The organism is Marinomonas spartinae, assembly GCF_016461715.1.
Lineage (GTDB): Bacteria > Pseudomonadota > Gammaproteobacteria > Pseudomonadales > Marinomonadaceae > Marinomonas > Marinomonas spartinae_A.
In genome coordinates this window covers 40,713-53,317 of sequence record NZ_JAEMUI010000001.1, presented here as the reverse complement: position 1 = coordinate 53,317, position 12,605 = coordinate 40,713, and the positions used below count along the sequence as shown (strand labels likewise).

11 protein-coding genes and 2 tRNA genes are annotated in these 12,605 nt (G+C 44.7%); all 13 read right to left on the bottom strand.

Annotated elements, in window-relative coordinates; translation table 11 throughout:
• Positions 1-107 precede the first annotated feature (107 nt).
• The 13 genes from pnp to folP all read right to left on the bottom strand — a co-directional run bounded on the left by pnp (position 108) and on the right by folP (position 12,581).
• On the bottom strand, positions 108-2,216 hold the full coding sequence (pnp, locus tag JHD45_RS00205; RefSeq protein ID WP_199473785.1) for a polyribonucleotide nucleotidyltransferase: 2,109 nt from the start codon (positions 2,214-2,216) through the stop codon (positions 108-110).
• A 235-nt stretch (positions 2,217-2,451) separates the two neighbouring features.
• Complete coding sequence (gene rpsO, locus JHD45_RS00200) at positions 2,452-2,721, bottom strand: 30S ribosomal protein S15 (RefSeq protein ID WP_199473783.1); 270 nt, start codon at positions 2,719-2,721, stop codon at positions 2,452-2,454.
• Positions 2,722-2,833: 112 nt separating this feature from the next.
• A complete protein-coding gene (gene truB / locus JHD45_RS00195) occupies positions 2,834-3,760 on the bottom strand; it encodes a tRNA pseudouridine(55) synthase TruB (RefSeq protein WP_199473775.1) in 927 nt (308 codons plus the stop codon).
• 9 nt (positions 3,761-3,769) lie between these two features.
• Positions 3,770-4,159 (bottom strand): 30S ribosome-binding factor RbfA, encoded by a 390-nt coding sequence (gene rbfA, locus JHD45_RS00190; RefSeq protein ID WP_199473767.1) that lies wholly within the window; start codon positions 4,157-4,159, stop codon positions 3,770-3,772.
• A 12-nt stretch (positions 4,160-4,171) separates the two neighbouring features.
• Entirely contained in the window at positions 4,172-6,757 is a 2,586-nt protein-coding gene (gene infB / locus JHD45_RS00185) for a translation initiation factor IF-2 (RefSeq protein ID WP_199473765.1), read from the bottom strand.
• A 27-nt stretch (positions 6,758-6,784) separates the two neighbouring features.
• Positions 6,785-8,275 (bottom strand): transcription termination factor NusA, encoded by a 1,491-nt coding sequence (gene nusA, locus JHD45_RS00180; protein WP_199473763.1) that lies wholly within the window; start codon positions 8,273-8,275, stop codon positions 6,785-6,787.
• 27 nt (positions 8,276-8,302) lie between these two features.
• Entirely contained in the window at positions 8,303-8,764 is a 462-nt protein-coding gene (gene rimP, locus JHD45_RS00175; RefSeq protein WP_199473761.1) for a ribosome maturation factor RimP, read from the bottom strand.
• Positions 8,765-8,966: 202 nt separating this feature from the next.
• Positions 8,967-9,043 (bottom strand) — tRNA-Met (locus tag JHD45_RS00170).
• A 45-nt stretch (positions 9,044-9,088) separates the two neighbouring features.
• Positions 9,089-9,174 (bottom strand) — tRNA-Leu (locus JHD45_RS00165).
• Between the two features lie 22 nt (positions 9,175-9,196).
• Entirely contained in the window at positions 9,197-9,562 is a 366-nt protein-coding gene (gene secG / locus JHD45_RS00160; RefSeq protein ID WP_199473759.1) for a preprotein translocase subunit SecG, read from the bottom strand.
• A 3-nt stretch (positions 9,563-9,565) separates the two neighbouring features.
• Complete coding sequence (tpiA, locus tag JHD45_RS00155) at positions 9,566-10,315, bottom strand: triose-phosphate isomerase (protein WP_199473757.1); 750 nt, start codon at positions 10,313-10,315, stop codon at positions 9,566-9,568.
• A gap of 98 nt (positions 10,316-10,413) precedes the next feature.
• Complete coding sequence (gene glmM / locus JHD45_RS00150; RefSeq protein ID WP_199473755.1) at positions 10,414-11,748, bottom strand: phosphoglucosamine mutase; 1,335 nt, start codon at positions 11,746-11,748, stop codon at positions 10,414-10,416.
• Positions 11,748-12,581, bottom strand: coding sequence for a dihydropteroate synthase (gene folP / locus JHD45_RS00145; protein ID WP_199473753.1), 834 nt, complete (start codon positions 12,579-12,581; stop codon positions 11,748-11,750). Before folP ends, glmM begins: the two co-directional genes overlap by 1 nt.
• Positions 12,582-12,605: the final 24 nt, after the last annotated feature.

Sequence of the window (12,605 nt, the reverse complement as noted above, 5' to 3'; positions counted from 1 at the left end):
CAATAAAGCGATATTTCTGCTTTTATACTAATTCAATTTTTCAGATAAAAACAAAAAAAGGTGTCATCAAGACACCTTTTTTGAACACAACATCCAAGTAATTATGCTTACGCAGTGAATTGTGCTTTTTCTTCTTCGGTTACATCTTTCATGGATAGCTTGATACGACCACGGGCATCAACATCCAGCACCTTAACAATGACATCCTGACCTTCAGACAAAAAGTCAGACACAGCACGAATGCGTTCTTCTGCAATTTGAGAAATGTGAACCAAACCATCTTTACCTGGTAGAATGTTCACAAACGCCCCAAATTCAGCCAAACGTACCACCTTGCCTTGGTAAAGCTTATCGATTTCTGCTTCTGCCGTAATCTCATAAATCTTAAGCAAAGCGGCATCGGAAGACGCTTTATCCGCTGCATAAATACGTACTGTACCATCATCGTCCAAATCAATTGATGCACCAGTTTGCTCCGTGATAGAACGGATAGTAGCACCACCTTTACCGATTACATCACGAATTTTCTCTGGATCAATTTTGATGGTCGCCATAGAAGGCGCATTAGGCGATACTTCAGGACGAGCGTAACCAATGACTTTAGCCATTTCGCGAAGGATATGTGTACGAGCCTCAAGTGCTTGATTCAAGGCAATATCCATAATCTCTTCGTTAATACCTTCGATTTTAATGTCCATTTGCAGTGCCGTGATACCTTCTTCAGTACCCGCCACTTTAAAGTCCATATCACCCAAGTGATCTTCATCACCCAAGATATCCGTCAAGACAGCAAAGCCGTCATCTTCTTTAATAAGACCCATGGCGATACCAGCAACAGGCGCTTTTAGAGGTACACCTGCGTCCATCATAGACAAAGACGCACCACACACAGACGCCATAGAGCTTGAGCCGTTCGATTCAGTAATCTCGGAGACGACACGAATGGTATATGGGAATTCGTCTTCTGAAGGTAGTACCGCTTGAACACCACGACGCGCTAGACGACCATGGCCGATTTCACGACGACCAACACTGCCCATACGACCACACTCACCAACAGAATAAGGAGGGAAGTTGTAATGAAGCATGAAGCTGTCTTTACTTTCACCCGTCAAACCGTCTGTCATTTGAGAGTCACGGCTCGTACCTAATGTACAGGTTGCAATGGCTTGGGTTTCACCACGAGTAAACAACGCAGAACCGTGAGTCTTGTTTAATAATCCCACTTCAACATTGATCGGACGAACCGTTTTGTTATCACGTCCATCAATACGTGGCTTACCATCGATGACTCGGCGACGCACAATGCGTTTTTCCAGTTTAGAGAAAGCACCAATTACATCCGCTTCGGAAAACTCGCCGCCTTCTGTAACAAGAGCTGCAACAGCAGCATCACGCACCACACCAAGTTGAGCATAACGCGCCATTTTTTCACTGATGCCGTAAGCTTCTTCAATTTGCGCGGCATAGCCAGATTCAACCGCTTCAAGCAATGATACCTTAGCGATTGGCGCTTGCCATTCCCAACGAGGTTTACCGCATTCAGCAGCAAATTCAGTAATGGCCGTAATAGCGGCTTGCATTTCTTTATGAGCAAAAAGCACCGCGCCTAGCATTTCATCTTCGGTCAATTCCTGTGCTTCAGACTCAACCATTAATACAGCGTCTTTTGTACCCGCCACAACCATGTCAAGCAAAGAACCGTCTAACTCAGAGTAGCTTGGGTTAAGAAGGTAGCCGGACTCGTCGTTGAAGCCCACACGAGCAGCGCCGATAGGACCATTAAATGGAATACCAGAAATAGTCAAGGCAGCAGAGGTCGCCAACATCGCAGCAATATCAGCATCCAAATCTGTATTGGTAGACATCACCGTACAAACGACTTGAACCTCGTTCATAAAGCCTTTAGGGAACAATGGACGAATTGGTCGGTCAATTAAACGAGAGGTCAACGTTTCTTTTTCAGATGGACGACCTTCACGCTTTAAAAAACCGCCAGGGATTTTACCCACCGCGTAAGCGCGCTCCTGGTAGTGAACAGAAAGAGGAAAAAAGTCTTGATCCTCTTTGGCTGATTTAGCACCTACTACTGTTGCAAGCACTTGAGCATCGCCGATAGTACAAAGAACCGCACCAGTTGCTTGACGAGCAATGCGGCCTGTTTCTAGAGTTACCGTATCATTACCGAATTGAAAAGTTTTTGTCGTAATACTCACACATATTCCTTTTGGTTAAAAAATTGCTTATCCCAAAGACCTCTTTTTAAGCCAGTACTCATATATGTTCTGGGCGCTTTATCCCCCGTCCATTTTAGTCACTCTTGATTTTATTGCTATTAGCGACATTAGACATAACAGGTTAAAGACAAAAACACATATGAAGTACAGGCTCTCCTTTGGGAATCTACTTATAAAAAAAAGGGCCATAATATCTTATGGCCCTTCCTCAGTCTTAGCGACGCAGACCTAGTTTTTTGATCAAACTAGTGTAACGAGCTGCATCTTTACGCTTAAGGTAATCCAGCAACTTACGACGCTGGTTTACCATGCGGATTAGACCGCGACGAGAATGGTGGTCATGAATATGAGTTTTAAAGTGATCTTGTAGACCTGCAATGTTATTAGTCAACAATGCCACTTGAACTTCAGGAGAACCAGTGTCACCTTCCGCTACTTGAAACTCTTTAACCAACGCTGCTTTTGATTCTGCAGACAATGCCATAATCTTTATCTCCAAATTAATATGCAATAAAAAAATAAAGGATAGCCGAGCATATTTTCAGTCATCCTAGACCAGCAAGTTTAACACTCTTTTCAACAGAACTCACTGCTATTTATAAAGAGAACTCGCTAGTATTTACCAATCGATAGGGACGAATATACGCCCCTTTTATCTGCCCAAGTCCTAAGAAACGCTGAGATGATTTATCATACAGCCTAACCACCGTCTCATTTTCCAGTGAAACAGACGCGGGAACAGTGCGGCCATGCATCATACTCAATGTATCCGGCTCAGACAAATCCACCTGTGTGAAATATTCTACTGCCGTGTCCATCGTAATAAGATGAGAATCCAAGGCCTCACAGCCCAGCTCAGCTAGCGCTTCAAACTCTTCGAGCGTCAGCATATCCTCAGGCGAGTAACCCGCCGTCGAAATACGATGCAAAGAATGCAGATGAGCACCACAACCTAACACTTCACCAATATCTTCGCCAATGGTTCGGATATAAGTACCTTTAGAACACTGAATATCAAGAGTTAATGAATCTTCAGTTCTTGAAACAAGTGTTAAATTCGAAATAGTAACGCGACGACGCTTTCTTTCAATGACAATTCCTCGACGAGCATACTCATACAAAGGTTTGCCTTCGTGTTTCAAAGCAGAATACATAGGGGGAATTTGCTCTATTTCGCCACGAAAGCCGTCTAATATTTCTTCAATAGACTCATCGCTCAATGAAGGAACCAACTCTTCGGTCAGCACGTCACCTTCACGATCCCCTGTCGTGGTTCTTTGCCCTAATTGGATACAAGTCAAATAACGCTTATCCGCATCCAATAGATACTGGGAAAATTTTGTCGCTTCCCCTAAACACAACGGCAACATACCCGTTGCTAAAGGATCAAGCGCCCCAGTGTGGCCCGCTTTCGCTGCTTTATAAAGTCGGCGAACACGCTGTAACGCTTGATTCGAGCTCAAACCTATCGGCTTATTCAGCAGAACAATACCGTCGACTGAACGCCATTTATCTTTTGCCATACCAACAGATTACTCGCCTTCACTACCGTTTTTTATTTCATCACCACGAATAGCTTCGTCAATCAGAGCGGACATGCGCGACCCATTGACCACACTCTGGTCATAATGAAAACGCAAATGTGGCATGACGCGAAGTTTGACTTCTTGTGCCAAACGACGACGTAGAAAACCTTTTGCACTGTCCAATGCTGCTTGGTTTTCGGCCAATACATCAGGTTGATCATCTTTCCCTAAGACGGTGTAATAAATGTCCGCATAGCCTAAATCTTTTGCTACACGTACTTCGTTAATCGTCACCAACCCCAAACGTGGATCTTTTACTTCAAACTGGATCAAGGACGCCAGCTCCTTCTGGAGCTGGTCACCAATCCGACTAGTACGACTAAATTCGCCTGCCATGATCTTGTCCTATTAAAGTGTACGAGCAACTTCGACGGTTTCGAAAACCTCGATTTTATCGCCTACTTTGACATCCGTGTAGTTTTTCACACCGATACCACATTCCATGCCTTTGCTAACTTCGTTAACCGCATCTTTAAAGCGACGTAGAGACTCAAGTTCACCTTCATAAATCACAACATCATCACGCAATACGCGGATTTGTTTACTACGGTAAACCGTACCTTCGATCACCATACAACCAGCAATCAAACCAAACTTAGGCGAACGGAAGATATCACGCACTTCAGCAGTACCTTTGATGTCTTCACGAAGATCAGGAGACAACATACCAGACAAGGCAGATTTCACATCGTCGATGATATTGTAGATCACACTGTAGTAACGTAAATCGATACTTTCACGTTCAATAAACTGCTTAGCGGAACTATCAGCACGCACGTTGAAACCAAAAATAACCGCATCAGAAGCAAGCGCTAAGGTTGCATCCGTTTCAGTGATACCACCGACCCCACTGGAAACCACGTTCACTTTCACTTCGTCAGTGTTTAAGTCTGTCAACGATTTAATCAAAGCCTCAAGAGAACCACGAACATCCGCTTTAAGCACCACGTTCAAAGTACGCACTTCGTCTTTGCCCATCTCAGAGAACAAGTTCTCTAATTTAGCCGAATGCTGACGAGCGAAACGAATTTCACGGTATTTGCCTTGACGGAAGTTTGCTACTTCACGCGCTTTGCGTTCATCCGCCACGACAATGAATTCTTCACCCGCTTCTGGCGTGCCATCTAGCCCTAAAATTTCAACAGGAATGGACGGACCCGCAGACTCAATTGCCGTACCACGCTCATCAAGCAATGCGCGAACACGCCCCATTTGCAGACCTGCAAGAACGATATCCCCTTTACGCAAGGTACCATTTTGCACAAGCAAGGTTGCCACTGAACCACGACCACGATCCAAGCGAGCTTCAACCACCACACCTTTCGCTGGCGCGCTTGGTACCGCTGTTAACTCAAGCACTTCTGCTTGCAAGAGAACCGCTTCAAGAAGTTCTTCAATACCTTCGCCTGATTTTGCCGAAACGCCAACAAATTGAACATCGCCGCCCCACTCTTCAGGCACCACTTCTTGAGCAACTAACTCGTTCTTAACACGATCAATGTCCGCATTTTCTTTGTCCACTTTCGTGATAGCAACTACGATAGGCACTTCAGCAGCACGAGCATGTTGAATGGCTTCAATAGTTTGTGGCATAACGCCATCGTCCGCAGCACACACTAGAATCACAATATCCGTTGCTTGCGCTCCACGAGCACGCATAGAAGTAAACGCTGCGTGTCCAGGTGTGTCTAAGAAGCTGACCATGCCATGCGGTGTTTCAACATGGTATGCCCCAATGTGCTGTGTAATACCACCGGATTCACCAGCTGCGACTCGGGTCGTACGGATATAATCAAGCAAAGACGTTTTACCGTGGTCAACGTGACCCATGACGGTAACAACAGGAGCACGTTTAATGGCTTCACCGTCGTAATCGATCGCGTCAATCATGTCATTTTCAACAGCGTTTTCGTCGATATACTTAACGGTGTGACCCATTTCTTCAACAACAAGTGTTGCTGTATCACGATCAATCGTTTGGTTAATGGTCGCCATGGCACCCATTTTGAACAAAACCTTGATCACTTCGGCGGCTTTGATTGACATTTTTTCCGCCAATTCAGCAACCGTAATACTTTCTGGCAACGCCACTTCATGAATGATCGGTGCAGTTGGCTTTTGGAAACCATGCTCTTGCTTTTGTACCGGTTTCTTACCTTTACGACCTAACTTACCACGACGACTGAACTCTTCGTCACCGTTAATGTTCACTCGAGAACGTTTGTTCTCAGGGTGACGGCCGCGAGGTTTTTCGCTATCTTGACGATTGGCACTTTTTTTACTTTTTGGCGCAGCATTTGGTTTTTTACTGTCCATTGCTGCCGCTTGAGACGTTTTTTTCGCCGTCTTAGGCTGTTTTGGTGCTTCCACGGGTTCTGCCGCTCCTATACCGGAGACATTCTGCTCCGTATCATTTTGCTCACTTTTTGCAACCGCTTCTCTCTCAGCAGCTTCTTTTGCTGCTGCTTCAGCGGCTTCCTTGCGAGCCTTTTCTTCGGCTTCAGCCTGAGCTTTTGCCGCCTTTTCTGCTTCAAGTTGACGCTCAGCCTCGATGCGAGCTTGCTCTTCTGCCGCCAGGCGTGCTTGTTCCTCTGCCTGACGTTGAAGAAACTCCTGTTGTTTCTGAAGTTCTTCGTCAGTATCAGTACGCTTCACATAAGTGCGTTTTTTCTTTACAGCTACATTGACTACTTTACCACCATCACTACGTGACAAGGTACTGGTTTTCTTACGCTGTAAGGTAATACGCTCTGAACCACTTCCTGCCTCGCCATGCTGACGCTTAAGAAAGTTTAACAATGTTTGCTTTTCAACGTCAGAGACTTCTTGGTTTTCACTCTTATGAGGAAGACCGGCGTCTTTCATCTGAGCCAGTAGCTTCTCGACTGGCGTATTCACCAATTCGGATAGTATCTTTACGGTTTGAACTGTCATTAAGTTCCCCCTTCATGTACTCAGATTTTATTCAGATTCAGCAAACCAAGGTGCGCGAGCAGTCAGAATCAGTTTACCTGCACGCTCTTCTGTCATTCCTTCTATATCAAGCAATTCATCGACGGATTGCTCGGCAAGATCTTCCATCGTCGTGACACCTTTAGAAGCCAACACCAACGCCAAATGATTATCCATACCTTCCATTTCTAACAAGTCAGAAGCTGGCTTGGCACCATCTAATTGCTCTTCTGCTTGAAGCGCTTGGTTTAACAAGGCCTCTTTGGCGCGAGAACGTAGTTCGTTTACTAAATCTTCATCAAATCCGTCGATGTCTAACATTTCTTCCATCGGGACATAAGCCACTTCTTCTAGCGACGTAAATCCCTCTTCGACCATTTGGATAGCCAAATCATCATCAATGTCGAGCCCATTCACAAACAAGTCGATCAATTTCTGTGATTCTTCTTGTTGTTTTGCTTCGGCATCTTCACTGGTCATCACATTCAATGCCCAACCGGTTAATGCTGACGCAAGACGAACATTTTGACCATTACGACCAATAGCTTGCGCTAAATTGTCGCTTTTCACTGCAACATCCATAGAATGCGCATCTTCATCAATGACAATAGAGTCCACTTCGGCAGGCGCCATCGCATTGATAACTAATTGAGCAGGATTATCGTCCCAAAGAACAATATCCACACGCTCGCCATTCATTTCATTAGAAACCGCTTGTACACGAGCACCGCGCATACCAACACAAGCACCAATCGGATCAATACGACGGTCATTGGTTTTCACGGCAATTTTTGCTCGTAAACCTGGATCTCGAGAAGCACCTCGAATATCAATCACTTCTTCAGCAATTTCAGGCACTTCCAAACGGAAAAGTTCAATCATGAAATCGGGAGAGTTACGAGATAAGATAAGTTGTGAACCACGATTATCTTCACGAATTTCCATTAATAAGGCACGAACACGATCATTCATACGAAACGTTTCACGTGCAATTAACTGATCTTTTGGTAATGTCGCTTCTGCGTTTTCACCCAAATCAATAATTAAACTATCACGTGTCACTTTTTTAACTTGACCATGAACCAACTTGCCCACTTTTTCACTATAGCGTGCAACCATTTTAGCACGCTCTGCTTCGCGAACTTTTTGCACAATGACTTGTTTTGCCGTTTGAGCAGCAATACGACCAAACTCTTCGGACTCCACCTCTTCTTCGTAGATATCACCTAAGGCAACATTCAAGTTTTGCTCTTCCACATCATCTACCGTTAACTCAGATGCTGGAGCAGAATAGTCTTGATCCTCTACGATATGCCACTGACGATACGTTTTGTAATCCCCAGTTCTTTGATCAATAGACACACGAATCAATGCATCGTCTTCAAAACGACGCTTGGCAGCACTTGCTAAAGCAATTTCAACGGCTTCGAAAATAACTTGTTTCGGAACATCTTTCTCGTTGGAAACGGCTTCTACTACCAAAAGAATTTCTTTGCTCATCCTTTTAGCCTCTCTATCAAGGTTAAATTAAAATTGTGGAACAACATTTGCCTTATCAATCAAATCGAAAGGCAGCAGGTATTCTTCCTGGTCAACACGGATAACGACGTCATCGTCTTCGATAGCCACTAATAGCCCTTTAAACTTACGACGACCATCAAATGGCACCCGTAAACGCAAAGCAATCACAGCACCGACATAAGCTTGGTATTGAGTCAATTCAAACAAGGGACGATCCAAACCAGGTGACGAGACCTCAAGGTTATATTCACCAGTGATAGGATCTTCAACGTCTAGAATAGAGCTAACTTGTCGGCTGACTTGAGCACAGTCTTCGACATCGATGCCTTTTTCCAGTTCAGTATCAATAAAAATACGTAACACAGAGTCTTTACCCTGTGATAAATATTCCATTCCCCAAAATTGGAATCCTAAACCTTCCACGACAGGTCGAATCAGTTCTTCTAAAATCGTATATTTAGCTGACAAACGCTTTCTCCGAAACGATAATTTGCAAAACGCAGAAACAAAAAACGGGCTCAAGGCCCATTTCTATTTACAAACAGTAACAGTGCAGATAACAAAAAACCCCATATAGGGGTCCTTATTGCTCTACTTTATCATCCGTTGTGATGAAGAGAGCAACCATTCAAAGAATGGTGATTATTACAACTCAATACTGAGTAAATATTGGTTGCGGAGGCCGGATTCGAACCAACGACCTTCGGGTTATGAGCCCGACGAGCTACCAGACTGCTCCACTCCGCGACAAAGTAACGACATTATACAGGAAACATAACATCAACTCAATATTGGTGCCGATGGCCGGACTCGAACCGGCACAGCCGTAGGCTACCACCCCCTCAAGATGGCGTGTCTACCAATTTCACCACATCGGCTAAACTTATCTACAAATATACGTTAGTTTGTAGAAGGGATATCAGATTTACTTTCTGGTGCTTTTTTCTTACTTTCACCAAGTTTCGGCATATCAACAGAATTACTCACATGAGATGCCGCCGGTACTAAATCTGCCGCACCAGATATATTTTTTGCTTGTTGACTAGCGAGGTATGCCAAACTAAAACTTGTCACAAAGAAAATCAGTGCAAATAGCGCCGTCATTTTGCCAAAAAAACTGCCACTACCTTGACCACCAAACACTGTCTGAGAAGCGCCGCCACCGAAAGAGGCACCTGCATCCGCACCTTTACCTTGTTGCAATAATACCAACGTGATAATGACAACCGCCGCCAATACATGCAATACTAAAATCAGTGCTTCCATTAATTAACCTGCCGCTTTAACGATTGCTATAAATTCATCTGCATCAAGTGATGCACCACCAACCAATGCACCATCTACATCGGGCATTGCAAATAATTCCGCGCTTGTGGACGCTTTCACACTGCCGCCATATAGAATCTGTACTTTCTTGGCTACAGTTTCAGAAGACTTAGCTAAAAATGCTCTAATGGCCTGATGCACTTCTTGTGCTTGCTCAGCACTAGCAGATAAACCAGTACCAATAGCCCAAACAGGTTCATAAGCAATAACTATTTTAGCAAAAGCTTCTACACCCACTAGATCCAACACGGCTTGTAATTGTTGCTCACAAACAGACAATGTTTGACCTGCTTCGCGCTGTTCTAGCGTCTCTCCAATGCACAACATAGGAGTCAACTCAGCATCCAACAACACCTTCACCTTAGATGCGATAAAATCATCTGACTCGGCATACAGTGAACGTCTTTCAGAATGCCCCACCAACACATACTTAACAGAAAAATCTTTCAGCATGGACGCTGAAACTTCGCCGGTAAAAGCCCCTTTCTCTTGATCACTCACATTTTGAGCAGCCAACACAATATTACTATCAGCTGTTGATTGAGAAACCAAAGACAAATAAGGGAATGAAGGTGCGATTACTACTTCAGAATCAGACTGATCAGCCTTAAGCAAGCCATCAACAAGAGCATTAATCGACTCCAAAGAGCCATTCATTTTCCAGTTACCAGCTACGATCTTTTGACGAGTCATATCTAACCCCTAAATTCGAGGCGCCCATTTTATGGAATGGGCGCCATTGTTTCAAGTATTTATTTCACCAATTGAAGGAAAAAACCAACAATTCGTCTCTATTTTGGAATAGCCGCCTGAACTTCTGCCGAAAGATACTCAATTAACTCGTCTACTGTCTCGTCATCACGACCTTCCACCATAACGCGAATTAAAGGTTCCGTTCCGGACGCACGCAGCAGAACACGTCCAAGCCCATTTAAACGTTCATTCGCCGTTGCTATGGCTTTCTGCAAGGCTGGTATTTCTGTTGGCACAAAACGCTCTTCAACACGGATATTTCGCAATTTTTGAGGAAATTTAACAAAGCCTTTAAGTAGCTCATCGAGCGTCTTATTTTCTTCGATCATTGCTTGCAAAACCTGAAGCGCAGCAATAATACCATCTCCAGTGGTCGTAATAGAACGACATACTATATGACCGGAGGGTTCTCCCCCTAAAGACCAACCATGCTGAACCAATCTCTCATTGACATAACGATCCCCTACTGCAGCTCGGCTAAAACCAATACCACTTTCAGAAAACGCCAACTCCAGACCAAAGTTACTCATCAAGGTACCGACTACACCACCACTGAATCGCCCTGTTTTCATTAAGTGATGAGCAATAACATACAGCACATCATCGCCATCACGAACGACACCATGACGATCCACCAGAATCAAACGGTCACCATCACCATCCAAAGCAATACCAATATCAGCCTGCTCTTCCAGTACGATTTTTTGTAGCAATTCAGGTTTCGTCGCACCACTAGTCTCATTAATATTCAAACCGTCAGGCTCGACGCCAATCGCTACCACATCTGCGCCAAGCTCAGAAAACACTCTTGGTGCAACGTGGTAAGTCGCCCCATCGGCACAATCAACAACGATTTTTAGCCCGGTTAACTGCAACCCAATTGGAAAGGTCCCTTTACAGTATTCTATATATCGACCTGCCGCATCATCGATACGTTTGGCTCGGCCTATTAGGTTCGACTCCACCACTTCCATGGGGCGATCTAGGTAATATTCTATGCGTTCCTCAATCTCGTCCGAGACTTTCCCACCTTCAGCCGAAAAGAATTTAATACCATTATCGGTATAAGGATTGTGAGAAGCGCTAATCACAATCCCAGCACTGGCACGAAAAGTACGTGTAAGATAAGCAATAGCAGGGGTTGGCATCGGCCCCACAAGACGGACATCAGCCCCCGCCGCCACAATCCCAGCTTCCAACGCCGACTCAAACATATAACCGGAAACCCTTGTATCCTTACCAATCAGAATTTTTTTGTCTTTTTCTTTAAAAACCTGACCTGCCGCCCAACCAAGCTTCAACATAAACTCAGGCGTGATCGGCGATTTTCCTACTCGACCACGAATACCATCCGTACCGAAATATTTACGCATTACCCTTCCTTTTCAATTCTGTACATTAATTTCAGCATATCGACATGGGGCTTAACATCATGCACCCTAAAAATACGAGCCCCTTTAGCAAAAGCCGATGCATTAGCCCCCATCGTAGCAAAAAGACGCTCACCAACAGGAACATTTAATATGTCACCGATCATGGTTTTACGGGATACACCGATCAATACAGGAAAACCCAATCGCCTAAACCCAGCTGTCCGATTCAGTAAAGTCAAATTATGCTCTAATGATTTACCAAACCCAATTCCAGGATCCAGCATCAACTTCTCACGACCAATACCTGCCCTTTCACACGCCGCTACTCTTGCCAGTAAATAAGCCTCAACTTCGCCGACCACAGAGTCGTATTGCACACATTGCTGCATTGTTTCAGGGTTGCCCTTCATGTGCATTAAACAAACTGGCACCCCAGACTCTGCGGCCGCTTGCATTGCACCCGGACGCTCTAACGCACGAACATCATTAATCAACCCCATACCGAGACGCGTTGCACCGGAAATCACCTCTGGCGAACTGGTATCGACCGATATAATGACATCAAAACGCTGCTGTATAGCCTCAACAACAGGCAAAACACGATCCATTTCTTCTTGTATAGAAACAACCGCAGCTCCGGGACGAGTTGATTCTCCACCAACATCAATAAAGCTGGCGCCTTCGAGAACCATTTTTTCAGCTTGTTTAAGCGCACGATCTAGAGAGGTATAGGATCCGCCATCCGAAAAGGAATCGGGAGTGACATTGAGAATCCCCATAACATGAGGAAGAGACAGGTCGAGAGACCTGCCTCCAAAGTTCATAACAGACATTAATTATCCGAGATCAAAGCAGGC

Excerpts from the sequence above, each read along its gene's own strand:
- glmM (WP_199473755.1), bottom strand. The coding sequence starts at position 11,748 with ATGCGTAAATATTTCGGTACGGATGGTATTCGTGGTCGAGTAGGAAAA.
- rbfA (WP_199473767.1), bottom strand. The coding sequence starts at position 4,159 with ATGGCAGGCGAATTTAGTCGTACTAGTCGGATTGGTGACCAGCTCCAG.
- truB (WP_199473775.1), bottom strand. The coding sequence starts at position 3,760 with ATGGCAAAAGATAAATGGCGTTCAGTCGACGGTATTGTTCTGCTGAAT.
- secG (WP_199473759.1), bottom strand. The coding sequence starts at position 9,562 with ATGGAAGCACTGATTTTAGTATTGCATGTATTGGCGGCGGTTGTCATT.
- nusA (WP_199473763.1), bottom strand. The coding sequence starts at position 8,275 with ATGAGCAAAGAAATTCTTTTGGTAGTAGAAGCCGTTTCCAACGAGAAA.
- infB (WP_199473765.1), bottom strand. The coding sequence starts at position 6,757 with ATGACAGTTCAAACCGTAAAGATACTATCCGAATTGGTGAATACGCCA.
- rpsO (WP_199473783.1), bottom strand. The coding sequence starts at position 2,721 with ATGGCATTGTCTGCAGAATCAAAAGCAGCGTTGGTTAAAGAGTTTCAA.
- tpiA (WP_199473757.1), bottom strand. The coding sequence starts at position 10,315 with ATGACTCGTCAAAAGATCGTAGCTGGTAACTGGAAAATGAATGGCTCT.
- folP (WP_199473753.1), bottom strand. The coding sequence starts at position 12,581 with ATGTCTGTTATGAACTTTGGAGGCAGGTCTCTCGACCTGTCTCTTCCT.